This window comes from Pseudomonas gingeri (assembly GCF_013385425.1).
Taxonomy (GTDB): Bacteria; Pseudomonadota; Gammaproteobacteria; order Pseudomonadales; family Pseudomonadaceae; genus Aquipseudomonas; species Aquipseudomonas gingeri_D.
The window spans coordinates 324,720-350,076 of the sequence record NZ_JACAQA010000005.1 but is presented as its reverse complement, the minus strand read 5'-3'; the positions used below and the strand labels follow the sequence as shown (position 1 = coordinate 350,076).

Annotated in this window: 30 protein-coding genes, 1 pseudogene and 2 riboswitches; of the genes and pseudogenes, 20 read left to right on the top strand and 11 right to left on the bottom strand. The window is 58.1% G+C overall.

Going from position 1 to position 25,357, the window contains the following annotated elements; all coding sequences use genetic code 11:
- Positions 1 to 202 precede the first annotated feature (202 nt).
- Positions 203 to 264, top strand: a riboswitch (Fluoride riboswitch).
- Positions 265 to 402: 138 nt separating this feature from the next.
- From crcB to HX830_RS09310, 11 genes are all read left to right on the top strand, one after another.
- Positions 403 to 786, top strand: coding sequence for a fluoride efflux transporter CrcB (gene crcB, locus HX830_RS09355; RefSeq protein ID WP_177095795.1), 384 nt, complete (start codon positions 403 to 405; stop codon positions 784 to 786).
- Positions 787 to 796: 10 nt separating this feature from the next.
- Positions 797 to 1,120: a DUF190 domain-containing protein gene (locus HX830_RS09350; RefSeq protein ID WP_177095797.1), complete on the top strand. Its 324-nt coding sequence runs from the start codon at positions 797 to 799 to the stop codon at positions 1,118 to 1,120.
- A gap of 96 nt (positions 1,121 to 1,216) precedes the next feature.
- Positions 1,217 to 1,289, top strand: a riboswitch (Fluoride riboswitch).
- Between the two features lie 80 nt (positions 1,290 to 1,369).
- Positions 1,370 to 2,716, top strand: a complete 1,347-nt coding sequence (locus tag HX830_RS09345) for a voltage-gated chloride channel family protein (RefSeq protein WP_177095799.1) — start codon at positions 1,370 to 1,372, stop codon at positions 2,714 to 2,716.
- Positions 2,713 to 3,078 carry a hypothetical protein gene (locus HX830_RS09340; protein ID WP_177095801.1) on the top strand — a complete coding sequence of 122 codons (366 nt, stop codon included), beginning with the start codon at positions 2,713 to 2,715 and terminating at the stop codon, positions 3,076 to 3,078. Before HX830_RS09345 ends, HX830_RS09340 begins: the two co-directional genes overlap by 4 nt.
- 83 nt (positions 3,079 to 3,161) lie before the next feature.
- A complete protein-coding gene (locus tag HX830_RS09335) occupies positions 3,162 to 3,485 on the top strand; it encodes a DUF190 domain-containing protein (protein ID WP_177095803.1) in 324 nt (107 codons plus the stop codon).
- A gap of 41 nt (positions 3,486 to 3,526) precedes the next feature.
- Positions 3,527 to 3,793, top strand: a complete 267-nt coding sequence (locus HX830_RS32050; RefSeq protein WP_256344795.1) for a hypothetical protein — start codon at positions 3,527 to 3,529, stop codon at positions 3,791 to 3,793.
- 103 nt (positions 3,794 to 3,896) lie between these two features.
- Positions 3,897 to 4,238 (top strand): hypothetical protein, encoded by a 342-nt coding sequence (locus tag HX830_RS09330; RefSeq protein ID WP_177095804.1) that lies wholly within the window; start codon positions 3,897 to 3,899, stop codon positions 4,236 to 4,238.
- A 73-nt stretch (positions 4,239 to 4,311) separates the two neighbouring features.
- Entirely contained in the window at positions 4,312 to 5,595 is a 1,284-nt protein-coding gene (gene eno, locus HX830_RS09325) for a phosphopyruvate hydratase (protein WP_177095805.1), read from the top strand.
- A 357-nt stretch (positions 5,596 to 5,952) separates the two neighbouring features.
- On the top strand, positions 5,953 to 6,483 hold the full coding sequence (ppa, locus tag HX830_RS09320; protein ID WP_065983817.1) for an inorganic diphosphatase: 531 nt from the start codon (positions 5,953 to 5,955) through the stop codon (positions 6,481 to 6,483).
- 109 nt (positions 6,484 to 6,592) lie between these two features.
- A complete protein-coding gene (locus tag HX830_RS09315; RefSeq protein WP_177095807.1) occupies positions 6,593 to 7,018 on the top strand; it encodes an EamA family transporter in 426 nt (141 codons plus the stop codon).
- Positions 7,019 to 7,560: 542 nt separating this feature from the next.
- Complete coding sequence (locus tag HX830_RS09310) at positions 7,561 to 8,424, top strand: LysR family transcriptional regulator (protein WP_152737990.1); 864 nt, start codon at positions 7,561 to 7,563, stop codon at positions 8,422 to 8,424.
- On the opposite strand, the gene HX830_RS09305 is transcribed toward HX830_RS09310, so the two are convergent.
- Together HX830_RS09305 and HX830_RS09300 are read right to left on the bottom strand one after the other, a co-directional pair.
- Entirely contained in the window at positions 8,425 to 9,549 is a 1,125-nt protein-coding gene (locus HX830_RS09305; RefSeq protein WP_177099888.1) for an HPP family protein, read from the bottom strand.
- 344 nt (positions 9,550 to 9,893) lie between these two features.
- Positions 9,894 to 10,272: pseudogene (locus HX830_RS09300) on the bottom strand (type I restriction endonuclease); the annotation flags it as partial.
- A gap of 193 nt (positions 10,273 to 10,465) precedes the next feature.
- Between HX830_RS09300 and HX830_RS09295 the strand changes: the two are divergent.
- Both HX830_RS09295 and HX830_RS09290 read left to right on the top strand, forming a co-directional pair.
- Complete coding sequence (locus tag HX830_RS09295; RefSeq protein WP_177099886.1) at positions 10,466 to 10,789, top strand: type II toxin-antitoxin system RelE/ParE family toxin; 324 nt, start codon at positions 10,466 to 10,468, stop codon at positions 10,787 to 10,789.
- A gap of 35 nt (positions 10,790 to 10,824) precedes the next feature.
- Entirely contained in the window at positions 10,825 to 11,094 is a 270-nt protein-coding gene (locus tag HX830_RS09290; protein WP_371317485.1) for an addiction module antidote protein, read from the top strand.
- A gap of 46 nt (positions 11,095 to 11,140) precedes the next feature.
- Here HX830_RS09290 and HX830_RS09285 read toward each other — a convergent pair whose 3' ends face one another.
- From HX830_RS09285 to HX830_RS09255, 7 genes are all read right to left on the bottom strand, one after another.
- Entirely contained in the window at positions 11,141 to 11,566 is a 426-nt protein-coding gene (locus tag HX830_RS09285) for a hypothetical protein (protein ID WP_177099882.1), read from the bottom strand.
- Positions 11,567 to 11,670: 104 nt separating this feature from the next.
- Positions 11,671 to 12,948 (bottom strand): GGDEF domain-containing protein, encoded by a 1,278-nt coding sequence (locus HX830_RS09280; protein ID WP_152737974.1) that lies wholly within the window; start codon positions 12,946 to 12,948, stop codon positions 11,671 to 11,673.
- Between the two features lie 81 nt (positions 12,949 to 13,029).
- The gene (locus HX830_RS09275; RefSeq protein ID WP_177099880.1) at positions 13,030 to 13,668 is read right to left on the bottom strand and encodes a LysE family translocator; all 639 of its coding nucleotides are present in this window, start codon (positions 13,666 to 13,668) and stop codon (positions 13,030 to 13,032) included.
- A 40-nt stretch (positions 13,669 to 13,708) separates the two neighbouring features.
- Positions 13,709 to 14,866: a phospholipase D-like domain-containing protein gene (locus tag HX830_RS09270; protein ID WP_103496350.1), complete on the bottom strand. Its 1,158-nt coding sequence runs from the start codon at positions 14,864 to 14,866 to the stop codon at positions 13,709 to 13,711.
- Position 14,867: 1 nt separating this feature from the next.
- Entirely contained in the window at positions 14,868 to 15,446 is a 579-nt protein-coding gene (locus tag HX830_RS09265) for a YceI family protein (RefSeq protein ID WP_152737968.1), read from the bottom strand.
- A 64-nt stretch (positions 15,447 to 15,510) separates the two neighbouring features.
- Positions 15,511 to 15,840, bottom strand: coding sequence for an amidase (locus HX830_RS09260; RefSeq protein ID WP_177099878.1), 330 nt, complete (start codon positions 15,838 to 15,840; stop codon positions 15,511 to 15,513).
- A complete protein-coding gene (locus tag HX830_RS09255; RefSeq protein WP_103496347.1) occupies positions 15,837 to 16,937 on the bottom strand; it encodes a serine hydrolase domain-containing protein in 1,101 nt (366 codons plus the stop codon). The genes HX830_RS09260 and HX830_RS09255 overlap by 4 nt, the downstream gene beginning before the upstream one ends.
- Before the next feature lie 330 nt (positions 16,938 to 17,267).
- Here HX830_RS09255 and olsB point away from each other — a divergent pair, with 330 nt between their 5' ends.
- Both olsB and HX830_RS09245 read left to right on the top strand, forming a co-directional pair.
- Positions 17,268 to 18,023, top strand: coding sequence for an L-ornithine N(alpha)-acyltransferase (olsB, locus tag HX830_RS09250; RefSeq protein ID WP_103496346.1), 756 nt, complete (start codon positions 17,268 to 17,270; stop codon positions 18,021 to 18,023).
- Positions 18,023 to 18,835: a lysophospholipid acyltransferase family protein gene (locus tag HX830_RS09245; protein ID WP_177099876.1), complete on the top strand. Its 813-nt coding sequence runs from the start codon at positions 18,023 to 18,025 to the stop codon at positions 18,833 to 18,835. The genes olsB and HX830_RS09245 overlap by 1 nt, the downstream gene beginning before the upstream one ends.
- Before the next feature lie 16 nt (positions 18,836 to 18,851).
- On the opposite strand, the gene HX830_RS09240 is transcribed toward HX830_RS09245, so the two are convergent.
- Positions 18,852 to 19,445, bottom strand: coding sequence for an acyl carrier protein phosphodiesterase (locus HX830_RS09240; protein WP_103496344.1), 594 nt, complete (start codon positions 19,443 to 19,445; stop codon positions 18,852 to 18,854).
- Between the two features lie 156 nt (positions 19,446 to 19,601).
- Between HX830_RS09240 and HX830_RS09235 the strand changes: the two genes are divergently transcribed.
- The 4 genes from HX830_RS09235 (at position 19,602) to HX830_RS09220 (ending at position 22,966) form a co-directional block, all read left to right on the top strand.
- Positions 19,602 to 19,904, top strand: a complete 303-nt coding sequence (locus HX830_RS09235; protein ID WP_100938725.1) for an ArsR/SmtB family transcription factor — start codon at positions 19,602 to 19,604, stop codon at positions 19,902 to 19,904.
- A 16-nt stretch (positions 19,905 to 19,920) separates the two neighbouring features.
- Positions 19,921 to 21,087: an MFS transporter gene (locus HX830_RS09230; protein WP_177099874.1), complete on the top strand. Its 1,167-nt coding sequence runs from the start codon at positions 19,921 to 19,923 to the stop codon at positions 21,085 to 21,087.
- A gap of 34 nt (positions 21,088 to 21,121) precedes the next feature.
- The gene (locus tag HX830_RS09225) at positions 21,122 to 22,171 is read left to right on the top strand and encodes an alkene reductase (protein ID WP_177099872.1); all 1,050 of its coding nucleotides are present in this window, start codon (positions 21,122 to 21,124) and stop codon (positions 22,169 to 22,171) included.
- Positions 22,172 to 22,447: 276 nt separating this feature from the next.
- On the top strand, positions 22,448 to 22,966 hold the full coding sequence (locus HX830_RS09220) for a hypothetical protein (protein WP_103496341.1): 519 nt from the start codon (positions 22,448 to 22,450) through the stop codon (positions 22,964 to 22,966).
- Between the two features lie 343 nt (positions 22,967 to 23,309).
- On the opposite strand, the gene HX830_RS09215 is transcribed toward HX830_RS09220, so the two are convergent.
- The gene (locus HX830_RS09215) at positions 23,310 to 23,942 is read right to left on the bottom strand and encodes a TetR family transcriptional regulator (protein WP_103496340.1); all 633 of its coding nucleotides are present in this window, start codon (positions 23,940 to 23,942) and stop codon (positions 23,310 to 23,312) included.
- Between the two features lie 254 nt (positions 23,943 to 24,196).
- Between HX830_RS09215 and emhA the strand changes: the two genes are divergently transcribed.
- Positions 24,197 to 25,357, top strand: coding sequence for an efflux RND transporter periplasmic adaptor subunit EmhA (emhA, locus tag HX830_RS09210; protein ID WP_177099870.1), 1,161 nt, complete (start codon positions 24,197 to 24,199; stop codon positions 25,355 to 25,357).

Genomic DNA, 25,357 nt, shown 5'->3' with positions numbered 1-25,357 from the left:
TTCACGTAGCAGCGTGCAAAAATGACGTTTTCACCGCTCAATGCATGGACCGCCAGCCCGGGTCGACTTTTTCAACAGAATCGGCCGATTTCTGCCCGTTGCGAGAGGCAGAAAGCGACCCATTGCCGCCGGTCAACATTGGCTGAAATGGGTCGAACGTGGTTAGTCATGAGATGCCGCGTTTCGCAATTTTGCTGCTAGATTGTAATCAGGAGATGGCATTCCTCCTTTAACCGCCTTCGTGCTGATGATGCCTACGTGAACCCTGGACAGGGTGCGTAGGTGTATCCGCCTCCTGTCCCCAATCTAGGACAGGATTATGATCCTACTACCACAGTCGCCACTCCCTTGTTGTGCTTACCTGCGAGCTGTTTGGCCTAGGTCTGACGGGGTGAGCCCACCATGCTGAAATCACTTGTAATTATCGCCGTTGGCGCGTCACTTGGTGCCTGGTTGCGCTGGCTCTTGGGCATGAAGCTAAACGCTCTGTTTCCTACGATTCCCCCAGGCACAGTGGTTGCGAACATGGTTGGGGGCTACATCATTGGCCTAGCTATCGCGTTTTTAGCCGCATCCCCCACCCTGAGTCCTGAGTGGCGTCTGCTGATCATCACGGGATTCTGTGGCGGACTTACCACCTTTTCTACCTTTTCGGCAGAAACAGTTGCCCTGATCCAGGAAGGCAGGCTGCTGTGGGCGCTTGGTTCGGTTTCATTGCACGTCGTGGGCTCGCTGGCGATGACGGCTGCCGGGCTTCTGTCCTATCAAATGATTGGCACGCGTTGAGGAGATGGAAATGAAAGGTTTTCTGGTGATTTTCTTTACCCAACAGAACCGTCGTTATCAGGGAAAGATGCTCGGCGACTGGATCGTAGATTTGGCGAAAGAAATGGGACTACGTGGTGCGACCCTATCTACGGGTATCGAGGGTTTTGGGCATACCGGTCGGCTCCACTCCTCGCATTTTTTTGAACTAGCGGATCAGCCTACCGAGATTCGCATGGCTATCACCGAGGACGAGTCTGAACGGTTGTTCAAGCAATTGGAGCTTGAGGAAATCTCGGTGTTTTACATAAAGACTCCAATTGAAATGGGCTTCGTCGGCAAAAAAACCACCTAGTCCGGCATCCTTTTACCAGGCAAGGCTTCAGGAAATCTTCCTGTGTTTAATAGCTCCGTAACATGATTTTACATTTTGAGCGGAGCTAGATAAGATCGACGGATTGGAGATGGCATTCCTCCATTAACCAACCGCTGCGCCCGTAGCAGCTGATGATGCCTACAGAAACCTGATCAAACCAGGTCTGTAGGCGTTCGCGCTCAGAATCCCTTTTTGGTCAGGCCCACTTACATTTTTGTGGCTGGCCAAATGTCTAAATTTCGACGACCTGAACAACTCGACTTACTGCCCTATATAGCGAAATGGCTTGCGCTCGCTGGCCTAGTAGCTCTTTTGGCAGGCTCTGCTTCTGCGTTATTCCTCCTTTCCTTGGATCATGCCACCCAGTGGCGAGAAACCCATCCTTGGGTGATCTGGCTCCTGCCAGTGGCTGGCTTCGCCGTGGGACTTGCGTATCACTTGATAGGCAAACCCGTTGATGCCGGAAACAACCTGATCATCGATGAGATCCATGATCCTAAGAAGATAGTGCCTTTGCGCATGGTGCCGATGGTGCTGATCGGAACCGTGGTTTCCCACCTCTTCGGTGCATCTGTGGGACGTGAGGGTACGGCGGTGCAGATGGGCGGCGCCCTTGCCGATCAACTGACGCATGTCTTCCGTCTACGCCGCGAAGACCGTCGGGTGATTCTGATGGCTGGCATCAGCGCTGGTTTTGCGTCCGTCTTCGGCACCCCCCTCGCTGGAGCTTTGTTTGGACTTGAAGTGTTGGCCATTGGACGTATGCGTTACGACGCGCTTTTCCCTTGTGTGGTTGCGGCGATCGTTGCTGACCAGGTGGGACAAGCCTGGGGAGTGGTTCACACACATTACGTCATTGGCGAAGTGGTGCCGGTGCAGCTCTGGAGCGTTATGGCTGTGGTAGCCGCTGGGATTGTCTTCGGCCTTACAGGCCTGCTATTCGCGACAGCGACCCACAAGCTCGGGGCCTTCGTTAAGCGGCTTATCACCTATTCACCATTAAGACCCTTCGCCGGTGGCCTGCTGATCGCAGTCGCAGTGTGGGGGCTCGGTAGTAACCATTACATCGACGTCGATAAGTACATCGGACTGGGCATTCCGAGCATCGTCCAATCCTTTCAAATGCCAATGGCTCCGTGGGATTGGCTCGAAAAAATGGTGTTCACCGTTGTCTCCCTGGGTACTGGATTCAAGGGCGGCGAAGTCACTCCGCTGTTTTACATCGGCGCCACTTTGGGGAATGCGCTGGCTCCCCTCTTGCACCTTCCCTTCGGCATGCTGGCTGGTATCGGCTTTGTCGCCGTCTTTGCCGGTGCAGCTAATACACCACTGGCAACCATCGTCATGGCCATGGAGCTCTTCGGGCCCGAAATTGCTCCGCTTGCAGCCATTGCCTGTATCGCCAGTTATCTCGTATCCGGACATACCGGGATCTATCACGCCCAGCGCGTCGGTCACAGCAAGCATCACCGTCCTCTTCCGGACGAGATTCGGCTCTCTGATATCAAGCAATTTCATGCTCAAACTGAATCCGCTAGCGAGCGGAAAGTGGCTCTTATGGGGGAAGAGAAATGACCGAACATCGCCAAGATCGCCTGACAGCTTTGCAGCTCTATTTCCCTGGCGCTAGTCGGGCTCGAGTTACAAATTTCTGGCATCACCTAAGTGCGCCCGCGCTTGCCCAACACCTTCTTAACGTCGCGCAAAAAGCCAAGATTGAGCAGGTCATGCTCAAACCGATTTCTGCAGGTTATTTGCCGGGACATCGCATTTCCCATCATCACCCGGAGCTTGGTGATATGAATCATCCCCAGTGTCTGGAATTGCTGGATACAGAGGGCAAGCTGCGCACCTTCCTGCGCGACCACGCTGACGAGTTGTGCAAGGTGCGAGCAGTTCTTCTCTTATGCGAGTTACCGCTCAGTGAGGCCTTGTAATTCAGTTCTAAGAAACAGTTCGCAAATGAAGAGGCTTGGCCGACCAGGCGTTGGTCGGTCTCGCCACATTAGAGGATGTTGCCATGAATGGCTTTCAACTGACGTTTTTCACTGAGCAGAGTACCAACTACCAGCACCTTCCACTGGGAGAGTGGTTGGTCGAGTTCGCCAAGCGAGAGGGTGTGCTGGGTGCGACGTTAGTGAGCGGTACGGAGGGGTTGGATCATTTGGGACATTTGCATACCGCACATTTCCTCAGCGGTGCCGATCATCCCGTCACGGTGACGATATCCACTGATGAACCTGGGTGCGACAAGTTGCTGGAGGCATTAGCCAAGGAGTCGTTTTCGCTGAGCTATATCAAATTGCCCATTGAGTACGGTCGAGTCGGCCAAGCGGAAAACTAAAACACACCGTTTTGGACAGCTAACAAAAAAGGATAAACGCCATGTACCGAGTTTATAACCTGCGTCCACAACCTGCTCCCGCTGGCTGGGCTCGTACCAACAGGCCGCTCCTCGTAGGACTGATTTTTTGGTCAATTTTTCTGGCGGGGATTGCAGGCAGCCAAAGGGTCTCCAGCGAGGGGTGGTACATCGTGACCTCCCTCGAAGGCGCCTTAGTAACGATGCGCATGCCCAGTGAGAAGTCCTGCAAGGCCGACTTAGCCCACACCTGCGTGCCGGGCTACGAGCTGAGAGCACAGCAACGTTGAGCGTAATGAGCGCGATGGCGGTGGGTAATCCAAAGATGAGATTGCGAAATGGAACTCACCGACGTCGGCTCATAAAAACCACTTTAGAAAATTAGGAGACCACATGAGCTCAGTGATGCTGAGCAGCGTATTCGGGCTTGTGATGGGTAAGTTTTTTACAGGATCAGTCTATGAATTCGCCGTGCTGTTCATCGTAAGCATTGGCGTGTCGTTGCTGACCTTTCATCTGCTCAATCAAAGGCGGGCCAGGCTACAAGCCCAGACTGCGTACTGCTGCTCCGTGATGGTTGCGTCAAACCAAATGCTGGAGCTTTTCCAGATGGCAAAGGAAGGGCAGTTCATGCCCTTGGTGGGAGAGATTCCTGAACTAATTATTGGAGGCTTCTTGGTTCCCGCAATTGCGGTGTCGGCAGTGCAGCTGTTCAGGATACTCATGGAGAGCTGACGTCCGACATAGAGGTCTCTCAACGGATTCACGTGGTTAATGACGTTCCCGAATCGTTCCTTGGAGAAGATCAATGAAAACGCAAATCCAGGCTATTCATGCACGTGAAATTCTCGATTCACGCGGTAACCCTACCGTTGAAGTCGACGTCACCTTGGAGTGCGGAGCCCTGGGCCGGGCTTCTGTACCGTCCGGTGCATCTACAGGCGCTCACGAAGCAGTTGAGTTGCGTGACCAAGATATACAGCGGTATTCCGGCAAAGGAGTTTTAAAGGCCGTTAGCAATGTAAATACCGAAATACTTGAGTCTTTGAAAGGCCTGGATGCGGCTGACCAGGAACAGATTGATCATCTGATGATTAAGCTGGATGGAACCTCTGATAAATCCAGGCTTGGAGGAAACGCGATCTTGGGCGTGAGCCTCGCCGTTGCCAGAGCGGCGGCTTCTGCGCTGAACTTGCCCTTGTTCCAATATCTGGGCGGCGAGCAAGCAGCAAGAATGCCCGTCCCGATGTTCAATATTCTCAATGGCGGTGTTCACGCCAACTGGCAAGGCCCTGACTTTCAGGAGTTCATGATTGCACCTACAGGAGCTGGCAATTTCAAGGAGGCCTTGCGATGGGGTGCTGAGGTGTACCACGAGCTAAAAGCGGTGCTTAAGGACGCCGGCTACTCGACAGCGGTTGGAGATGAGGGCGGCTTTGCGCCGGCACTCAAGAAAAACTCAGATGCTATTGAGCTGATCATTCAAGCCATCGAAAGGGCCGGTTACAAACCTGGATCTCAGATCGAGATCGCTATCGATCCAGCATCCAGCGGTTTCTATGAAAACGGCCTTTACCATCTGCGTTCGGAAGGTCGCAAGGTAGATGCCCAAGAGTTGATTAGCCTCTATTCCTCCTGGGTCGACAAGTACCCGATTGCGGTACTAGAAGATGGACTCGCGGAAGACGATTGGTCGGGCTGGAAGCTATTAAATACTGCGCTGGGTGACCGGATCGAGTTGGTGGGAGATGACCTGTTTGTCACCAACGTCGAACGGATTCAGCGAGGCATCACAGAAAACGTCGCCAATGCCGTACTGATCAAACCCAATCAAATCGGAACCCTGACTGAGACCAAAGCCGCCATCGAAATGGCCTACGGGGCAAATTGGGGGGCGATGGTTTCTCATCGTAGCGGGGAAACTGTAGACAGCTTCATCGCAGATCTGACCGTCGCGATGGGAACTGGCCATCTCAAAACCGGAGCTCCATGCCGAGGGGAGCGGGTCGAGAAATACAATCAGTTTCTGCGAATAGAAGAGCATCTGGGAAGCCGTGCCATTTATGCAGGACATGATGCGTTGGTGCGGTGATATCCACCGATTTGAGGCCAACCAGTTTGAAACGAGAGATACGTAATGACCCCGTCAGAGAAGCTAGTCGACTGGAACAAGAGATGGAGAATCCAGAGCGGCATTGTCATTTGTCGAAAGTGCGCGGCGCAGCAGCCCGAGACATTGAGTCATCAACCGTTCGCCCACGGCTCAGGCTGTGGTGAGGTCAGCTCGCAATTTTTGCAACCTTGGACTGACTTGGATGCGATCAGAAAGTCATTCGTCTTATAGCCGGTAAATCTGTTGGTTTGGTCAGCGAAAAAAATCGAATCACGTGTATCCGTTGGCAAAAACGTCAGCGGCCTTAGCCTTTCATAGAAGCTTGGAGATATGAGCATGAGCTACACGGACATTCCAGCTGGTAACGCCATCCCCGATGACTTTTTCACCGTTATCGAGATTCCCGCAAACCACTCTCCGATCAAGTACGAGGTGGACAAGCCAAGCGGGCAGATTTTCGTCGACCGCTTCCTCAGTACGCCGATGTTCTACCCGGCCAACTACGGGTTCATTCCAAATACGCTGAGCGATGACGGCGATCCTCTCGACGTTCTGGTGATTTGCCCTTACCCGGTATCGCCTGGCGTTGTCATCCGCAGTCGCCCGGTTGGTGTGATGTACATGACTGACGAAGCCGGAGCGGATGCCAAAGTGATCGCAGTACCTCATGAAAAACTCAGCTCGATGTACAGCGACGTCAAGGAATGCTCAGACCTCCCTGCGTTACTCCTCGCACAGATCCAGCACTTCTTCGAAAACTACAAGGCATTGGAGCCGGGCAAGTGGGTGAAGATGGGCCGTTGGGGGAGCGCGGACGAAGCGCGGGAAGAGATTCGCAAGTCGGTCGCGGCGTACATTCCGAAATAAGTCATCCGCCAAATTGACTGCGTCAGCCGGGAGTAGGTACTGAGGGGCAAGTGATTTGCGATTGGCCTCTCAGTCGCTCGCAACATCAAATGTTCAGGGAAACACTCGCATGGAAAAATGGGTGGCTTATGCCTTCATCTCAATGTTTTTTGCCGGGTTTACTTCTGTGATCGCCAAGATGGGACTCGCAGGGATTTCAGCTGAGCTTGGTCTAACAGTTCGCACCCTGTTCGTGTGTGCCTTTGTACTCGTATTCGCAGCCTGGGCTGTTCCGACACAGGAAGTGACCAGCATCACAAGCCGAAATCTGTATTGGCTAGGACTGTCTGGCGTTACCACTGCCTTGTCGTGGATCTTCTACTACAAGGCACTCAAGGTCGGGGATGTCGCCACCGTGGCACTGATCGATAAAGGTAGCGTGGTCGTTGCCATGCTGCTCGCCGGTCTGGTGCTTCGAGAGGTCATCACAGTTCGCATGATCGCCGGTGCAGGTCTGATCGTAGCAGGGCTGCTGGTCATCGCCAAAAAGCCGTAGGTTCTCAAGCATTCAATTTTGGGCTGTCAGACACAGCGCGCGCTCCAGTCACGCGAGATCCCAAGCGCTGAGGATGGAAACCATCCATACGAAGTCCAGCGAGTAAAAAATTTGGGTAATGAGTCGCAGGTGTCACGGCTCTGTGGGCGGGTGTACCGCCATGGATCACTCATCAATTTTGAATCGGTACTAGTTTCGTACGCCTCGGAATGACTGCTTCTGGCCGATTTTTGCCTGTCGCCACCGTTTGCTTTAGGTCGAGTCTAGCCAGTCATGGAGCTCATGTGCACTGGTCAAGTCGAATGCAAACGACTGGTCAAGTCGAATGCAAATGGGTGGTCAAGTCCATGCAATTACTCAAGGCGGTCTTGAGTTGGTTCGAAGCCCAGATCGAGCAGCGGGATTGTCCGAAATGAACGCCCCTTCTCCAGCGGGCAACATGCTCTGGCGAGCACACGCCAGCGATCGGCAAACCGCCCTCTGGCCAACCTTTACAAGGCCCGCCCCGCGTGGCTCCATAACGTATTTTTTGGCGCATGAACATGGATATCGAGCTGGCTAAAACCTTCCTGGAAATCGTCAGATGCGGCAGTCTGATTGCCGCCGCGCAGCGATTGCATGTCACCCAGACGGCGATCACCGCACGCGTGCAAAAGCTGGAAAGCAGCCTCAACAGCAAGTTATTTGTGCGCAATAAAGCGGGGGCCAAACTGACCGCGGACGGGGAAGCCTTCGTTGTCTATGCCAACCAGTTGGTGCAAACCTGGGAGGCCGCAGTCAGGGATTTACCCCTGCCCGAAGGTTTCCATAAAATATTGCATATCGGTGGCGAAGTCAGTTTATGTAATCCGCTTATTCTGGATTGGGTGCGCGAGATCCAGAAATCAATACCGACCCATGCCATCAAAACCGAGATCAGGGACGGCTCAATGCTATTGCGGCAATTGGAGCTCGGCCTTTTAGATGCGGCCCTGGTTTATCAACCGGCCTACTGGCCCGACCTGCAGGTCGAGCAGATTCTCGAAGAGAAATTGATACTGGTCCGCCTGATCGCCAAGCCTGAACCTTATGTCTACATTGATTGGGGCGATGGTTTTCGGCAATCCCATGATGCGGCCCTGCCGGAGAAGGCAAAGGCGGCGCTTTCCTTCAACCTGGGGCCCGTAGCCCTGCAATATATCCTCGACAATGGCGGGGCCGGCTACTTCAGGACCCGCGTCGTGCAATCCTATATTGAAAGCGGCATTCTTGAGCGCGTCAGCTCAGCGCCAGAATTCAGCTACCCGACCTTCCTGGTCTACTCCCGTAGCCGATCATCAACCGAACTGCAGCTTGCCATAAAACTATTGAAAGACATTGTCACTCGGGATAGCGATTGGTCTCAACGCTGGGACCCACTGATCTGACTAATGCAGGTGCACGATCAGATCGCGGTGCAAGGCCGCGATCAAGTCCGTCTGTGTGATCACCCCAACAAACACGTCATCTTGCAGGACCGGAATACAGTGCAAACCCTGCTTTGATAATAACGGTATCAGCTCAACCATGTGGGCCGTTGTCGTGACACAGGTCACGGGGGCATGCATGATGTCTTTCAACAAGGTTTTTTTCTTGCCCCCAAATACGCCTGACAACCCGCGACTCCGACGGGTTACCGGGTGCTTGATAATATCCGTCAGGCTGATAATGCCGACAATATGTTTTTCTTCATTCAACACCGGCAAGGTTTTGATGTGGTGGTGCATCAGGATCCGCACCGCCTCTTTAATAGTGGTTTCCGGCGTCCCTGACAGCACGTCCCTCGACATGATATGGGAAGCTTGAATATCCCCCATGCTCCGTCTTAAAGCATGCTTTTCAGTGGATCGAATAATACTTTCCAGATCCTCTCTCGTAACGTCAACAAATCCGTCAATATCCGCCAGGGCTGCGTCCAGGTCATCACTATTAAAACCTAGCCTCTCGAACGGCGGGATGTCCCTGGTGTGATTGATCTCTGCCGATGGATTGATATGGGCTTTAGGGTAACGAACCCCTGTCAGATTGTTGAATACCAGCGCACACCCCAAGAGAACCCCGGCATTCAGCATCACGGGATAAAAAACCTGCAGCCCCAAGGGTGCCAAATCGGTTTGAGACAAGACCACACAGAGCGCCACAGCCCCACCGGGAGGGTGCAGACAACGCAGCATGCACATGCCGCCAATGGCCAATCCCACGGCGACACTGGCACTCAGGAACGAATGACCGAGTAGCGGCACTGCTACCAGCGCAGCCACCGTAGCGACAAAATAACTGCCGACGATCGACCAGGGCTGAGCCAGCGCGCCCGTAGAAACAGCGAACAATAAAACAGCCGATGCGCCGACGGGCCCTACAAGATGAAGCGTCAGCTCCAGCCCATAGAAGTATTGGCACACCAGGGCCGTCACAAGAACACCTGCACACGCCCCCACTGATGCGCGCAACCATTCTCTGGGCTTGGTATTCGAGGGTGCCGGATAAAAACCCGACAAAGCAGACTTGATCATTTTTCACACTGAATAAAAAAGGCTCATTAATATTAATGAGCCGGTGTACCGGGGGAGGCACGAAAAAGAGCATTCGTTGGAGTCAGGCCGATATTTTGGCAACGCTGGACGTGGCTGACAAACGCAAAATATTGCTATTTGAATTCATTTTTTTTGATATAAAACTCCATCCCTTATCTTTCCCACCACTTTTCGAGCGTACAGGCCCAGCCCCCCTCCAGAAAACAAGATCAGACTGGCTACCGGGCGGTCAGGTGTAATCAGAACAAATCGTTCCGTTACCCCTGGCCGTGTAGGTAGGGTGCTTACAACTTTAATCGTCGCCGCCAATACCGGAACGGAAACGGCGCATCGAGATCAGTGAAAAATTTGTAGACCTGGCCGTTGGTCAAGATAGAAATCCGGGCACTGGTGACATGAAAATAACGAAACAGCTGAGAGGCATGATTGAGATTGAGCGATTCGCCGATTTTTTTGCATTCAATCCGAATCTGAACCTCCCCGTCCTTCATGATCGCGTAATCAATCTTCTCGCCTTTCTTCGCCCCCACATCACAGACAAACTCTGGCGTTACCTCCTGCGGGTCGAAAACATCGTAGCCAAGAACGGCGTTGATAAAGGGCATGACAAAAGCGTTTTTTGGTGGCCTCTTCAGTCTGAATGGCAGCCCCCTGAAGACGGACCTCGGCGGCGAGACTGGTGAGCTTTTCGAAGAACGCCATGAACGACCTCTGACCTGTTCAGATCCATTGACGGGAATGATGGCAAAGTGACTTCCCTTAGGGCCCCAACCACACAAAACCCGCCGTAGAACAATCCCGAAACAGATATCGTCTACCTCTCAAACATTGATTGCGAGAATCTACGGCTCCCTCTCTTGACACGAAAGTAGCTTAAAAGCTACTTTAAAAGCCAATGAACGACATTGTCCATTATCTGAATGCCACGGGCCGAGACCTCTACCAGGACTGGCTGGATCGCCTGAAGGACAGGACCGCAAAGGCAAGGATTACCCTGCGCATCAACCGTATGGCTGCTGGGGCTTTCGGAGACTGCAAACCCGTTGGACACGGGGTATGGGAGTTGCATATCGACCACGGCCCCGGCTACCGGGTCTACTACGCAAAAGCGGGAAGGCAACTGGTTCTGCTGCTGTCCGGCGGCGACAAGCGCCAACAGCAAGCCGGTATAGAACACGCTATCGAGTGCTGGCTCGATTACCAGCGGAGGGCAACATGAACAGATCGCGTAGCCATGATCAAAGTGTGATCGAGATGATTCGCAACGATCCTGCGTTTGCCGTCGAATACCTGCGGCTTGCCTTCGAAGAACTGGATGCCGACGGCGGTGAGGCCGGCTTTCTAACCGCATTGCGCCATGTGATCGAAGCACGCGGCGGCATGGCGGAAATCGCCGAAAAAGCCGGCCTGTCTCGGGAAAGCCTCTATCGCTCACTCTCGCCAAAAGGCAATCCGACACTGCGCACAATGAAACGGGTTGTGCATGCCACAGGCCTGACATTTGCCTCCATCGCGGCAGCCTGAAAGAGCGTGGTCAACCCTGATCACGCCTTGCCACCTGAATCAGCCGTTACTTCCCGTCAGCCTGCTTCTTCAAGGCCGAGATCAACGAGCTGTTCAGAGTGGCCAACGACCCGAACAGGGCCGACAACTCGGTATTCAGGGCGTTGACCTGCGCTGCCTTCTGATCCGGACTCATGCTCTTGTTCGCCTGAAGTCGCTGCAGTTCGGCCTGTTTCTGGGCGATCATCTTCTGAATCTGCTCGATCTGCTTGCGCAGTTGCTTGATCCCCGGCGGTTCCGAGGCCGCCGCCTGGGCCTGGGCGGCTTTGGACGCATCGACCCCGGCACCGGACAAATTGACCTTGACCCCTGTCGAGCTTTCAGCTTCGGTCTTGCCGTCTTTACCGGCATTGGCGGAATTCGCAGTACCGAGCGCAGACGATGCGGGAACGACAGTGGGGGTATTGATGGTAACGCTACTGATGGAAACCATGGCAGAAGCTCATTCAGGTTTAGGTCTCCTTGACATCGACCTGAAACCACCGAACTTTAGCGATTTTGTACAAACACAGATACAAATCACTACAATCGCCTTTATCAGTGCGCCACCGCCCCCCGCTTGACCCCATACATCGCCTCATCCGCGTGCTTGAACAGTTGCTGTGCTTCTTCGCCATTTTCCGGATACAGCGCAATCCCGATACTCGCCACGATGATCAGGCCGCAATCCTCCCATAACACGGGCTCGCGCAGCAGGCTGCGGACCTTGTCGGCCACCCGGTTCGCGTGCTCCGGCAGTTGCAGATGCTCCAGCAGAATAACGAATTCGTCACCACCGATACGCGCCACGGTATCGGTATCCCGGACACATCGTTGCAGGCGCCGGGCCACTTCCTGCAGGAGCAGATCGCCCACCGCATGTCCAAAGCTGTCGTTGACCTGCTTGAATTTGTCCAGATCGACATAAAGCAACGCCAGTAACGCCCCCTCGCTCCGCGCCCGGACCAATGCGCTCTTCAGGCGCTCGTGGAGGAAAGCCCGGTTGGGCAGATGAGTCAGTTGATCGTAGCGCGCCATGTACTCCAGGCGTGCATGCAATTGCTTGCGCTCGATAGCCGCCGCGACCTGGGCCGAGACGAATTGCAGCAGTTCCAGGTCGTGTTCGGTGTAGCGCTCGCCACCGCTGCTTTTTACCAACAACGCACCAATGGTGCCGTTCTGTGAATTCAACGGCACGCCCAGGCAAGAGGGTGCGCCTTCAATGTTCAGCAACAGGGGCTGGCCGCTGCGCACGATCTCGGCACAGTTACGGTCGACCGTGTGCGGTTGGCGGCGGTCGTCAATATGGTAGGGAAAACTCAGCTGATCGCGCTGCTGATCGTAAAGCGCCACGCAAAAGTTCTCCGCCGGCAGCCATTCGCCGATGATCTGGTGCACCCGCTGGAACAGCGCCAGCAGATCCTCGGTGGCGTGGGCGGCCTCGGAAATCGCGTAGAGCGCCGCCTGCCGGGACTCCGCCAGTTTGCGCTCGGTGATATCCCGGGCCACGGCGATACGCAACTGGTCGACCTCGGACCAGCGCGCCGACCACATGATATGCACCACCTGGCCATCTTTGCGCACATAGCGGTTTTCAAAATACGGTTTGGGCTGGCCGCCCATGATTTCGCTGGCGGCCATCAACGTGCGCTCGCGGTCTGCCGGCAGCACCAGGTTGATCATCGGCATACCGATCAGTTCGCCCTGGGTGTAGCCGAAGATCCGCTCGCAGGCGGCGCTGACAAAAACGAATCGCCCTTCGATATCCACCGCGCACACGGCGTCCATCAACAGGTCGATAAAGCTGGCCAGCGGTGTGACAGTCTTGGATTCCATCAGAAAGAGATCGCCCAAAAAAGTAAGCGTCAGCATCTATCCATGGAAACACCGGCTTCCTGCCCTCCCCTTGCAGCAGATTCAAGCCTTGTTCGGCATCAATCCCGGCAACGCATGGACCAGCGCATTGATGGCGAAGCCGATAAACATCACGCCACATAAGCGGGTGATTATCAACTCGTGCCGCTGGTAAAACGTCCTGACCCGCCGGGCACCGACAACACCAATGAGGATAGCGTATGCCGCGACACCGCCAAGGAAACTGAGAAAAATCAGCCAAGGCAACATCGACCACTGCAACAGTTCGGCACGACTGGAAAGCAAGGCAGTAAAAGTTGCGACCGCCACCGGGTAAGCCTTGGGGTTGGTCAGGCCGAACAGGATGCCGTGTACGAAGGGTTGCCGCGCCGCGCCCTGGGGCGTCTCGGCACTGGAGCGCCGGGTGCGGATCGCCCGCAGACCCAGCCAGAACAGGTAGAGACCGCTGAGTACACCAAGGATATCGAACGCACTGCTGCCGATTTCCCGGGCACCGACGATGGCCACCAGCGCCGTGCTGCACCAGATCACATCGCCCAACAAGTGCCCACAGAGAAACCCCGCCCCCGCCACCCGTCCGCGGGCTGCACCGATGCCAAAGACCGCCAGCACACCGGGCCCCGGGGTAATGCCGTAGATAAAGCCGGAGGCGAGCACAGCCATGAGCAACGAAGCAGTCATCGGCAATTCCTGGGCGCAAGGCGTATTGGACTGGAGTCTATCAACCCCGCCGATTCAGCGCATTGACTACCAACCGATCAACCCAACCCCATAGCCGCTGCTTGACCCGCCGCCATAGCGGCCGTGCCTTCCAGTCCTGCAGGCTGACCGGCTCGCTGAGGGCGAAATCGTAGAGGAAACTGGCCTCCACCGCCCGGGTCAACGACGGATCGAGGGCTTCGAGATTGGCCTCCAGGTTGAAGCGCAGGTTCCAGTGATCGAAATTGCACGAGCCAATGCTGACCCAGTCATCGATCAGCACCATTTTCAGATGCAGGAAGCACGGCTGGTACTCGAAAATCTGCACCCCGGCCCTGAGCAGGCGCGGATAATAACGATGGCCGGCATAGCGCACCGAGGGATGATCGGTACGCGGCCCGGTCAGCAGCAGCCGCACATCGATGCCTCGATTGGCGGCCCGACGTAGGGAGCGGCGGACTTTCCAGGTCGGCAGGAAATACGGGGTCGCTAACCAGACGCGCTCCTGGCCGCTGTTCAGCGCCCGCACCAGAGAGCGCAGAATGTCCCGGTGCTGCCGGGCATCGGCGTAGGCTACCCGGCCCAGGCCCTGCCCGGCCGGTGGAACCCGCGGCAGGCGTGGCAGACCGAAAGGCGTTACGGGTTTCCAGGCCGCACGCTGGGCGTTGGCCAGCCACTGGCGGTCGAACAGCAGTTGCCAGTCAAGTACCAGGGGACCGCTGATCCGCACCATGACTTCGTGCCATTCGAAGCGCTCTTCGCCCGGGGTCCAGAATTCATCGGTAACACCGGTACCGCCGACCACCGCCAGGGACTGATCCACCAACAAGAGCTTGCGATGATCGCGGTAGAGGTTACGTACCCAACGGCGCCAGCTCAGACGATTGTAGAAACGCAACTCGACCCCGGCCTCGGTCAAGCGTCGACGCAGGCCAAGGGTAAACGCAAGGCTGCCGTAATCATCGAACAGGCAACGCACCCGCACGCCCCGTTCGGCCGCTTCGGCCAGCACCCGGACCATGGCCTCGGCACAGGCACCGGCCTCCACCAGATAGAGCTCCAGCTCCACCTGCCGCTCGGCCCGGGCAATCGCCTCAAACATCCGTGGGAAAAAATTCGGGCCGTCGATCAACAGTTCGAAAGCGTTGTCGGCCCGCCAAGGGAAGATCGCCCCGGCCATGTCAGCGCGCCGCGAAAATCAGTACCGCGCCCACCGGTACCGACAAACTGATGGCCGACAGACCGGCGGCCTTGCGTAATGTCGCCAGCCCTGGCAGCAGGTCGAAGTCTTCGGCATGCAGCACCAACGGCTCCAGGGTCACCACCTGGAAACGCCGGTCATCGAGTCGGGTCGCCAGCAGTTCGGCGTTGTAGCTGTGCTCCTTGCCGCGCAGCTTCACCACCAGCGGCAGACGCAGCTCCAGTTGTGCGCCAGACGCCAGGTCGCTGATCGGCTGGACATTGATCTGCGCGACGATCTGCGCCTCGGGCCAGGTCTTGATCTCGAACAGGTCGCGACGCAAGCGCTCGTCGCGCAGGGGAATGCCAGTGCTGACCGACTCCAGTTCCACTTCCAGGGTCGCCAGGCCCCGACCGTCGATCTTGCCGTGCAAGGTCAGGAAACGATGGACTTCGGAAATATCGGCGTTGTGGGTGCTGATGAACGACAGGCGTGAGGACTCATTGTCCAGGTACCAGTTGGCCTGTGCCGGCAGGGCGAGCACCCCGAGCAGGGCCAGAAATAGGCGGGACCGGTGCATGCAAGCTCCTGATTGAACGTAGGCACCACCTTACCCGCCACGGATAGAGGTGGCAAACCACGGATCAGGGCTCCAGCCGGCAGCCCTCGCGCGGGCCAACCCAGACAGCACTGCTGCTGCGCCCCAGCCCCCGGGCGGTGACCCGGTGTTGCTGGGGATCATCATGGAAATCACTGACCGGAACCGACTGTTTGACGTACCCCAGGCAATAGTCCGCCGAATTGTTCATCACATAACGGCAGGAACAGTATTCCTTGGCGGTATAGGCGCTGATGATCCCCGGAAAGGCGTGCAAGGCCTGCCGCTCATACCAGGTCCAGGTGCCCAGGGCCACCAGCAACACCAACAACAGACTGACCAGCGGACGCCGGCGCACAAATCCCTTGGTACTCATGGCGCCACCGTCGGCGCGAACGCCGCCAGTGCTCGTTTGAGCAGTTCGTTGTGCCGGTAGCTGCCGTCGCGGTCATCGCCGTAGCGCACGATGACCAGGTCCGCGCTGGGGATCACGTACAACACCTGGCCCCAATGCCCGAGGGCGGCGAAGGTGTCCGGCGGCGCATCCGGCCAAGGCTTGGCGGCGCCCTTGATCGAACGATTGAGCCACCACTGGCCGCCGCCCACGGCTTCGTCCTGCCCTGGTTTGTAGCCGGCGAAGGGCCGCAGGTTGAAATTCACCCAGGCCCTGGGCAGCAGTTGCCGTTCCCCCCAGCGTCCCTCGCGCTCCATCAACAGGCCGATCCGCGCCAGATCCCTCGCCGTCATATAGACATAGGACGAGGCCACGAAAGTGCCGCTGGCATCGCGCTCCCAGACCGCGCTGCGAATACCCAGCGGGTCAAACAGAGCTGTCCAGGGATAGTTCGGGTAACGCTTGGCACCAACAATCCGGCGCAAGGCGGCGGACAGTACGTTGCTGTCGCCACTGGAATAACGGAAGGCCTGCCCCGGCCGGGCGAACTCACCATGGCCGGCGGTGTAGCCAGCCATATCGGTGTGCCCAAGGGTGTAGAGCATCGCCACCACCGATGACTTCAGCGGCGCGTATTCGTAGTCCTCCTGCCAGTCGATACCGGAGGACCAGTTCATCAGGTGTTCCAGGGTCACATTGGGATGGGCGCGCATGGGTCGATAGAAGCGCGCCGCCGAATCATGCAGCTGGAACAGGCCTTGGCCATAGGCCACGCCAAGCACGGCGGCCATCACGCTTTTGCTGACGGACCAGGTGAGGTGCGGGGTGTTGACGCTGGTGGGACCGGCATAACGCTCATAGACGATCTGGCCATGGCGAATCACCAACAGCGCATCGCTGCGAATGCCTTTTCGCGTGTCATCGTCACGGGCGGGAAACGCGTAGGACTCCAGGGCTGCAACCGCCGGCCCGGACACCTGCGGCCCCAGGGACCAGTCTTCAGCCGGCCAGACCTCGGCACGCGCGGTGACGCAGAACGCCAACAACAAGGCAGGAAAAAAGGTCGAACCCTTGGACATGGAGCCCGCTCGCAGAAATAGCCTCGCGCCAGCTTAAGCGCGTTTGATGACAGTCCGGGGCACGGACTCTCCGAGGACGAATATAAAACCTGTGGGAGCAGGGCTTGCCAGCGAAGCCTTTTGCGTTCTCAAGGACGCCTTCGCGGGCAAGCCCTGCTCCTACGGGTTTTGGGGAGTATTCAAGGTCTCGGCGCCTTGAGTGGCCCATCCCGGGACCCTGTCATATAAGCATCACCAAAGCTTCATGGCGATGACACCGGGGCTAAATAGCCTGACTTTGCACAACAAAGTCGACTGGCCGCACCCCTGGCCGGCAACCGGAGACTCGTAATGACCCAGATCGCCCGCATCAGCGACACCGGCAGTGAACGCCGCCTGCAAGCCGAACGCCTGTTGGGCGCCGCGGCATTGCAAGAAGCCCAGGCCTTGCGCTTCAACGTCTTCAGCGGCGAATTCAATGCCAAGCTCAAGGGCGCTGAACTGGGCCTGGACATGGATGATTATGATGTGCACTGCGCCCATATCGGCGTGCGCGACCTGAACAGCGGTCGCCTGGTGGCCACCACCCGCCTGCTCGACCACAAGGCCGCCAACACCCTGGGCCGTTACTACAGCGAAGAAGAATTCAGCCTCCACGGTCTGGGCCATCTGCAAGGGCCGATCCTGGAAATCGGCCGTACCTGCGTCGATCCGGCCTACCGCAATGGCGGTACCATCGCCGTGCTCTGGAGCGAACTGGCCGAAATCCTCAACGAAGGCGGCTACAGCTACCTGATGGGGTGCGCCAGCATCTCGATGCAGGACGGCGGAATCCAGGCCCAGGCGATCATGCAGCGCCTGCGCGAACGCTACCTGTGCAACGAGCACCTGCGCGCCGAACCGAAAAAGCCGCTGCCGTCACTGGATATTCCCGGCAACGTCATCGCCGAAATGCCTCCTTTGCTCAAGGCCTACATGCGCCTGGGCGCGAAGATCTGCGGCGAGCCGTGCTGGGACGAAGACTTCCAGGTAGCCGACGTATTTATCCTGCTCAAGCGCGACGACTTGTGCCCACGCTATGCGCGGCACTTCAAGGCGGCAGTCTGATGAGCCGCCTACGGGTATACGGCCGCATCGCACGGGTGCTGGTGGTGGTGGGGCTCGGCCTGAGCATGGCCAGCGTATTCGGGGTTTTCGAACGCCTGGGGGTCGCCAACTCCATGGTCCGGCGGCAACGCTGGTCACGCTTTTTCATGGCGCGCCTGAGCAATGCCCTGCCCTTTCGCGTAACCGTGCGCGGCGAACTGCCGAGCCGGCCGATGCTGTGGGTCAGCAACCACGTGTCCTGGACCGATATCGCCCTGCTCGGCGGCTTGGCCCCGATGTCCTTCCTGTCCAAGGCCGAAGTACGGACCTGGCCAGTGGCCGGGTGGTTGGCGGCGAAAGCCGGCAGCCTGTTCATCCGCCGTGGCTCGGGCGACAGCCAACTGATCCGCAAGCAGATGACCCGTCACCTGGAGCAGCAACACCCCTTGCTGATGTTTCCGGAGGGCACCACCACCGACGGTCGTTCGCTGCGCACCTTCCATGGTCGCCTGCTGTCGGCGGCGATTGATGCGGACGTGGCCTTGCAACCGGTGGCCATTCGTTATCTGCGCGACGGCAAGCCGGACCTGCTGGCCCCGTTCATTGGCGACGACGATCTGCTCTCGCACCTGATGCGCCTGTTTTCCAACGACCAGGGCGATGTGGAGATCCAGATTCTCGAACCGATCGCCTGCAACGGTCAGGAACGCGCGGCGCTGGCCTTCCAGGCGCAACAGGCGGTTCAGATGGCGTTGTTCGGTGAGGTGGCGCAAGTGAAACGTTCGGCACCGCGTCAGGCCGAAACCGAAACGGCTCGATCGGAAGCGGCATAAAACCCGGCGAGCCAGGCTACAGGGGGTCGCGCTCACTCAGCGAGTGAGCGCGGGAAAACGCCAGCAGCTCGGGATAGAACAGCCGGAAGTCCTCGCTCAACGGCTCATACAACCCCTCCAATTCGCCCATCGCATGCAGCAGCGCCTCCGGCCGCGACAAACGCCGCGAAATCCCTCGCAACACCTGTCCCAGCACCTCGAAATCGCGGTAGGAACCCAGCCAGTCGTTCGCCACCATATAAGGCACGATCTCGGCCAGACGCCCCGGCAGATTCCTCTCACTTTCCAGCACGCGATAGACCTGGGCGGTAAAGCTGTCCAATTCGCCTTCGGCATAGAGCGCCCAATCCCGCGCCAGGCAGTGATCGAAGAACACATCCAGGGCGATCCCGGCATAGCGCCGCCGTGTCAGGGAAAACCGCGACAAGGACTGACCCACCAACGGGTGCCGATCGGTAAACACATCGATATGGCGATGCAGCTGAATCGCCGCTTCGATCGAGGGGGTGAACTGCCCTTGCACGCGACCCTTGACGAAATCGCCATAGAGGCTGCCGAGCAGTTGTTCCGGGCGCTGGCCGCCCAGATGCAGGTGTGCGAGATAATTCATGGTCGACAGCTTAGCACCTCGCCAGCCTATATCGTTATAACCCGATATAGCGAACCACACTGAGTTCAGATCAAAATCATATTGGTGTATCGCGAAATACCGATATATATTTCGCCCCATCGCGATATAACGTTTTACCCACCCCGAGCAACGACCATGCCCCTTGACCTCGACGAAATAATAAAAGCGCTGGCACACCCAGTACGCCGAGACATTCTCAGCTGGCTGAAAGACCCGAAAAACCAGTTCCCTGAACAGCACCACAACCATGAGTACGGCATCTGCGCCGGACAGATCGACCAGCGCTGCGGCCTGTCGCAGTCCACCGTGTCCGCGCACCTGGCGACCCTGCAACGCGCCGGGTTGATCAGCAGCCAGAAAGCCGGTCAATGGCACTTCTTCAAACGCAATGAGGAAACCATCCAGGAATTCCTCCGCATCATGAGCCAAGAGCTCTAAACAAGGACCGCACAAGATGCCCCTCTCGTTACTCATCCTGGCCCTCAGCGCTTTTGCCATCGGCACCACGGAGTTCGTCATCATGGGCCTGCTGCCCAATGTGGCGGCGGACCTCGGCGTGTCGATTCCCGGCGCCGGCTGGCTGGTGACCGGCTATGCCCTGGGCGTGGCGATCGGCGCACCGTTCATGGCCATGGCCACCGCAGGGCTGCCGCGCAAGACAGCCCTGGTCGCGCTGATGGGGATATTTATCGTCGGCAACCTGCTCTGTGCCATCGCCAGTGACTACAACGTGCTGATGTTCGCCCGGATCATCACCGCCCTGTGCCACGGTGCCTTCTTCGGTATCGGTTCGGTGGTGGCGGCCAACCTGGTGACCCCGGACAAGCGTGCCTCGGCGGTAGCCCTGATGTTCACCGGCCTGACCCTGGCCAACGTGCTCGGTGTACCGCTGGGCACCGCACTGGGCCAGGAAGCCGGCTGGCGCTCGACCTTCTGGGCGGTGACCGTGATCGGCGTGATCGCGCTGATCGGCCTGATCCGCTACCTGCCGGCCAAGCACGACGAGGAGAAACTCGACATGCGCGCCGAACTGGCGGCACTCAAGGGCGCCGGGCTCTGGCTCTCTCTGAGCATGACCGCACTGTTCTCCGCCGCCGTGTTCGCCCTGTTCACCTATATCGCGCCGCTGCTCGGCGAAGTCACCGGCGTCTCGCCACGGGGCGTGACCTGGACCCTGGTGCTGATGGGCCTGGGCCTGACCCTCGGCAACATCATCGGCGGCAAACTGGCGGACAAGAACCTCGCCGCGACGCTGATCGGCGTGTTCATCGCCATGGCCGTACTGGCCACCGCGCTGACCTGGAGCAGCCTGGTGCTGATCCCCGCCGAGATCACCCTGTTCCTCTGGGCCACGGCCTGCTTCGCCGCCGTGCCGGCCCTGCAGATCAACGTGGTGACCTACGGCCAGGCCGCCCCCAACCTGGTCTCGACCCTGAACATCGGCGCCTTCAACGTCGGCAATGCCCTCGGGGCCTGGATCGGCGGCAGCGTCATCGCCAACGGCTTCGGCCTCACCAGCGTGCCCCTGGCCGCCGCGGCATTGGCGGTCCTGGCCCTGCTGGTGACCCTGATTACCTTTCGCCAGAGCGACAACGACGAACTGGCGCCTGCTACCCACTGAATTCCGCGACTAACTGATAACGAGGGTTGTACACATGGCAACTATTTTCGATCCGATCAAACTGGGCGACCTCGAACTGCCCAACCGCATCATCATGGCCCCGCTGACCCGCTGCCGCGCCGATGAAGGTCGCGTACCCAACGCCCTGATGGCCGAGTACTACGTACAGCGCGCCTCCGCCGGCCTGATCCTCAGCGAAGCCACCTCCGTGACCCCAATGGGCGTCGGCTACCCGGACACCCCGGGTATCTGGTCCAACGACCAGGTGCGTGGCTGGGCCAACGTGACCAAGGCTATCCACGCTGCCGGCGGGCGGATTTTCCTGCAACTGTGGCACGTGGGCCGGGTTTCCCATCCCTCGTACCTGAACGGCGAACTGCCGGTCGCACCGAGCGCCATCCAGCCCAAGGGCCATGTCAGCCTGGTGCGCCCACTGTCGGACTACCCGACCCCACGCGCCCTGGAAACCGCTGAAATCGCCGACATCGTCGACGCTTACCGGGTCGGTGCGGAAAACGCCAAGGCCGCCGGTTTCGACGGTGTGGAAATCCACGGCGCCAACGGCTACCTGCTCGACCAGTTCCTGCAAAGCAGCACCAACCGGCGCACCGACAACTACGGCGGTTCCGTGGAAAACCGTGCGCGCCTGATGCTCGAAGTGACTGACGCCGTGATCGAAGTCTGGGGCGCAGGTCGTGTCGGCATGCACCTGGCGCCACGCGCCGATTCCCATGACATGGGCGATGAGAACCTTTCGGAGACCTTCACCTACGTCGCTCGTGAACTGGGCAAGCGCGGTATCGCGTTTATCTGCTCCCGCGAGAAAGAAGCCGGCGACAGCCTCGGCCCACAACTGAAGGCGGCGTTCGGCGGCCCTTACATCGCCAACGAACGTTTCACCAAGGACAGCGCCAACGCCTGGCTGGCCAGCGGCAAGGCCGATGCGGTGGCCTTCGGCGTGCCGTTCATTGCCAACCCGGACCTGCCAGCCCGCCTGAAGGCCGATGCGCCATTGAACCCGGCGCACCCGGAAACCTTCTACGGCAAAGGCCCGGTCGGCTATATCGACTACCCGACGCTGTAAGCGCGCGCCCACAAAGCTCGCCAGCAGCAAGCCCCGGCCCGAAAGTGCCGGGGCTTTTTTGTGGGCGGCGGGTAGGACAGTCGCCTGCAACTCGCCATATTCATTGAAGCAACTCACCACAATACAGGAATAAGCCTACATACGACGCTGCCCTTTACTCCGGGTATTTTCGGTAGCAAACCCCATACTTACCCAGCAGCCCGCCGGAATCGGCCAGGCGCGCAGTGTCATGGGATGACGCTGTCTCAAAAGACCTCATTAAAAGGAATTAATAAGATGACACCCCTCTTGCAGTCCATCAGCCTCGCCCTGTTCTGTGCCGTACTCTCGGGCCTGATTTCATTGGCCGCCTTCGCCACCGGCGCGGCTGACGGCGACACGTTCGGACCTGGCGCCGCAGAACCAGACCCGTCAACACCGGGCTTTTCCAAAATAGTCACGTCCATCGAGATCAGCAACGACTCCCCCGAGCCCCTCGAACTCCTGGGCACCGGCCTAGACCTGCACGGCGCGGCGCCGTCAAGTTTCAACATCGCCAGTGGCGAGCGCCGTGAACTGGTACTGGACGGGCCGCGGGCCTGGTTTATCTATGGCGCCGGGCCGCGCAAGTGCCGATTCGTTGCCCAACATACCCTGGAAGAACGCTTCGCCCACACCCAGCGCCCCAACTACCTGCCCATCTGGATCAGGAAAGCCGAGTCCATCGGTGAGCGCCAGGCTTCCTGCAAGGCGCGCCTGAGCAAAACCCTCAAGGCGCCCCCCTACAGCTACAACGTCAAGTTCAGCATGAGTTGAGTTGTATCGAGTATTGAACAATCGCGGTGGTCAACACCGGGTCAAGACGGAGCCTGCGGGGAAAAACACCGGGCCTTGTCGCCGCCGGCCCCTCCCCCAGGCCACCGCCAGCCCGCAGAGAGCCAGCATCACCATGCCGTTGAGCGCCAGCTCAGCAATTTGTGCAACAAATCGGCACATTCATTCACAGAGTCGCAACACTTTCGCTACAAAATACGTAGCTTACTAACTACCAAGATAAAGCTGTCGGGTAGATAATGGTCAGCTGATATCTGTCGATATGACGCATCAACTTTGCTCGCGTCCGACTCTGATACAACTAGAATCAATTACGCATTTTGACTTAATTGCGCAGGCCCGGGCTCAAGCGCAGCATGTCCAGCCCGGTGTCGACCAGACGCTCCGCTTCCGTCTGCAGTTCAAAGCTGTCGGAGACCAACAGCCATTGAGCAATGATCCCATGGATGTAAGCGTGTATGGCAATGGCCGCACGGGCCGGGTCGAGTTGCTCGGGCAATTGTCCGCGGGCAATGGCGTTACGCAAGGTCAGGCCGATCTTCAGATTGCAGTCCACACTGGCGGCCTGGCGCTGACGGCGCAGGTCACACATTTCATCGGTGAACTCGCACTTATGAAACAGAATTTCGTTGATTCGCCGGGTCTGGGGGTCCAGCGCAACCTGACGAAGCACATGGATCAGCAACGTGCGCATGCAGCCCAGCGGATCGACTTCCTCTTCACTCTCGCTCGCCCGGGCCAACGCATCCAGCGGCTCGTGGAGGCTGTCGAGCATCGCCTGCACCAACTCGGCCTTGTTGCTGAAATGCCAATAGATGGCACCCCGGGTCACGCCCGCCAGGGTCGCGATGTCGGCCAGGGTCGTGCGCGCCACACCACGCTCATAGAAGGCCTTTTCGGCAGCTTCGAGTATCTGTCTCCGGGTCTCCTGAGCTTCCTCTTTGGTGCGACGGACCATGGCAGTAAAACCTCAATCAGGGTGCCACGGAGCAACGCCGGGCGTAATCGGAACTTAATGGCGGGAGGCGATTCTTGTGCCTTTTCCCGGGCTAAATTACATGCTTTGTAACTATTTCTGCGCAAAGCGCAAGTATTTACAAACAACCATGAATGTAAGTATATTCATTAGCAACCTATTTATCCACCCGGATCACCTTTCTTACCCTTCCACTTTTCTTGTGCGCATCGTGCGCGCCTGACCCGAGGATCTTCATGCAACTCAAGCCAGCTGTTACCGCTCTGGTCACTGCCGTCGCCCTGGCATCGCTGCTCAGCGGATGTAAAGAGGAAAAGGCGGCTGCGCCAGCTCCCGCCGCGCCTCAGGTCGGCGTCGTCACCCTGCAAGCCCAACCGTTTACCCTGACTTCCGACCTGCCCGGCCGGACCACGGCGTACCGCATCGCGGAAGTTCGCCCACAGGTCAATGGCATCATTCTCAAGCGTCTGTTCAAGGAAGGCGGCGATGTCAAAGCCGGCCAGCAGCTGTACCAGATCGACCCATCGGTCTATGAAGCGACCTTGAAAAGCGCCGAAGCGAACCTGCAATCGACCAAGTCGATTTCCGATCGCTACAAGCAACTGGTGAATGAGCAGGCCGTCAGCCGTCAGGAGTACGACACCGCCGTCGCCAACCGCCTGCAATCGGAAGCGGCCCTGCAAAGCGCCCAGATCAACGTGCGTTACACCAAGGTCTACGCGCCGCTGTCCGGCCGTATCGGTCGTTCCTCGGTGACCGAAGGCGCGCTGGTCAGCAGCGGCCAGACCGATGCCATGGCCACGATCTCGCAGCTCGACCCGATCTACGTCGACGTGACGCAGTCCACCGCCGAACTGCTGCAACTGCGTCGCGAGCTGGAAAGCGGTCGCCTGCAGAAAGCCGGCGACAATGCCGCCTCGGTCAAGCTGACCCTGGAAGACGGCAGCCAGTACAAGCAGGACGGCAAGCTGGAGTTCTCGGAAGTCACCGTGGATGAAACCACCGGTTCCGTGACCCTGCGGGCGGTGTTCCCGAACCCGGATCACACCCTGCTGCCCGGCATGTTCGTGCATGCCCAATTGCAGGCCGGTGTGAACAGCGCCGCGATTCTCGCCCCGCAACAAGGCGTGACCCGCGACCTGAAAGGCACCCCGACCGCCCTGGTCGTCGGCCCGGACAACAAGGTCGAACTGCGTCAGCTCAAGGCCAGTCGTACCGTCGGCAACCAATGGCTGATCGAAGACGGCCTGAAAGCCGGCGATCGGGTGATCACCGAAGGTCTCCAGTTCGTGCGTCCTGGCGTTGAAGTCAAGGCCTCCGAAGCCAGCAATGTGAAGGCAGCCAACCCGGCACCTGCCCCGGCCACAGATAAAGCCGCAGGCAGCAAAGGGGAGTAA

Bases quoted from the DNA above. Each gene is read 5' to 3' on its own strand.
- HX830_RS09335 (WP_177095803.1), top strand. From the start codon at position 3,162: ATGAATGGCTTTCAACTGACGTTTTTCACTGAGCAGAGTACCAACTAC.
- HX830_RS09235 (WP_100938725.1), top strand. From the start codon at position 19,602: ATGCCCCTTGACCTCGACGAAATAATAAAAGCGCTGGCACACCCAGTA.
- HX830_RS32050 (WP_256344795.1), top strand. From the start codon at position 3,527: ATGTACCGAGTTTATAACCTGCGTCCACAACCTGCTCCCGCTGGCTGG.
- HX830_RS09340 (WP_177095801.1), top strand. From the start codon at position 2,713: ATGACCGAACATCGCCAAGATCGCCTGACAGCTTTGCAGCTCTATTTC.
- HX830_RS09260 (WP_177099878.1), bottom strand. From the start codon at position 15,840: ATGAGTACCAAGGGATTTGTGCGCCGGCGTCCGCTGGTCAGTCTGTTG.
- HX830_RS09275 (WP_177099880.1), bottom strand. From the start codon at position 13,668: ATGACTGCTTCGTTGCTCATGGCTGTGCTCGCCTCCGGCTTTATCTAC.
- HX830_RS09220 (WP_103496341.1), top strand. From the start codon at position 22,448: ATGACACCCCTCTTGCAGTCCATCAGCCTCGCCCTGTTCTGTGCCGTA.
- HX830_RS09330 (WP_177095804.1), top strand. From the start codon at position 3,897: ATGAGCTCAGTGATGCTGAGCAGCGTATTCGGGCTTGTGATGGGTAAG.
- HX830_RS09230 (WP_177099874.1), top strand. From the start codon at position 19,921: ATGCCCCTCTCGTTACTCATCCTGGCCCTCAGCGCTTTTGCCATCGGC.
- ppa (WP_065983817.1), top strand. From the start codon at position 5,953: ATGAGCTACACGGACATTCCAGCTGGTAACGCCATCCCCGATGACTTT.
- HX830_RS09265 (WP_152737968.1), bottom strand. From the start codon at position 15,446: ATGCACCGGTCCCGCCTATTTCTGGCCCTGCTCGGGGTGCTCGCCCTG.
- HX830_RS09255 (WP_103496347.1), bottom strand. From the start codon at position 16,937: ATGTCCAAGGGTTCGACCTTTTTTCCTGCCTTGTTGTTGGCGTTCTGC.
- HX830_RS09350 (WP_177095797.1), top strand. From the start codon at position 797: ATGAAAGGTTTTCTGGTGATTTTCTTTACCCAACAGAACCGTCGTTAT.
- HX830_RS09290 (WP_371317485.1), top strand. From the start codon at position 10,825: ATGATTCGCAACGATCCTGCGTTTGCCGTCGAATACCTGCGGCTTGCC.
- HX830_RS09345 (WP_177095799.1), top strand. From the start codon at position 1,370: ATGTCTAAATTTCGACGACCTGAACAACTCGACTTACTGCCCTATATA.
- HX830_RS09215 (WP_103496340.1), bottom strand. From the start codon at position 23,942: ATGGTCCGTCGCACCAAAGAGGAAGCTCAGGAGACCCGGAGACAGATA.
- HX830_RS09305 (WP_177099888.1), bottom strand. From the start codon at position 9,549: ATGATCAAGTCTGCTTTGTCGGGTTTTTATCCGGCACCCTCGAATACC.
- HX830_RS09295 (WP_177099886.1), top strand. From the start codon at position 10,466: ATGAACGACATTGTCCATTATCTGAATGCCACGGGCCGAGACCTCTAC.
- crcB (WP_177095795.1), top strand. From the start codon at position 403: ATGCTGAAATCACTTGTAATTATCGCCGTTGGCGCGTCACTTGGTGCC.
- olsB (WP_103496346.1), top strand. From the start codon at position 17,268: ATGACCCAGATCGCCCGCATCAGCGACACCGGCAGTGAACGCCGCCTG.
- HX830_RS09225 (WP_177099872.1), top strand. From the start codon at position 21,122: ATGGCAACTATTTTCGATCCGATCAAACTGGGCGACCTCGAACTGCCC.
- HX830_RS09310 (WP_152737990.1), top strand. From the start codon at position 7,561: ATGGATATCGAGCTGGCTAAAACCTTCCTGGAAATCGTCAGATGCGGC.
- HX830_RS09280 (WP_152737974.1), bottom strand. From the start codon at position 12,948: ATGGAATCCAAGACTGTCACACCGCTGGCCAGCTTTATCGACCTGTTG.
- HX830_RS09245 (WP_177099876.1), top strand. From the start codon at position 18,023: ATGAGCCGCCTACGGGTATACGGCCGCATCGCACGGGTGCTGGTGGTG.
- eno (WP_177095805.1), top strand. From the start codon at position 4,312: ATGAAAACGCAAATCCAGGCTATTCATGCACGTGAAATTCTCGATTCA.
- HX830_RS09315 (WP_177095807.1), top strand. From the start codon at position 6,593: ATGGAAAAATGGGTGGCTTATGCCTTCATCTCAATGTTTTTTGCCGGG.
- HX830_RS09240 (WP_103496344.1), bottom strand. From the start codon at position 19,445: ATGAATTATCTCGCACACCTGCATCTGGGCGGCCAGCGCCCGGAACAA.
- emhA (WP_177099870.1), top strand. From the start codon at position 24,197: ATGCAACTCAAGCCAGCTGTTACCGCTCTGGTCACTGCCGTCGCCCTG.
- HX830_RS09285 (WP_177099882.1), bottom strand. From the start codon at position 11,566: ATGGTTTCCATCAGTAGCGTTACCATCAATACCCCCACTGTCGTTCCC.
- HX830_RS09270 (WP_103496350.1), bottom strand. From the start codon at position 14,866: ATGGCCGGGGCGATCTTCCCTTGGCGGGCCGACAACGCTTTCGAACTG.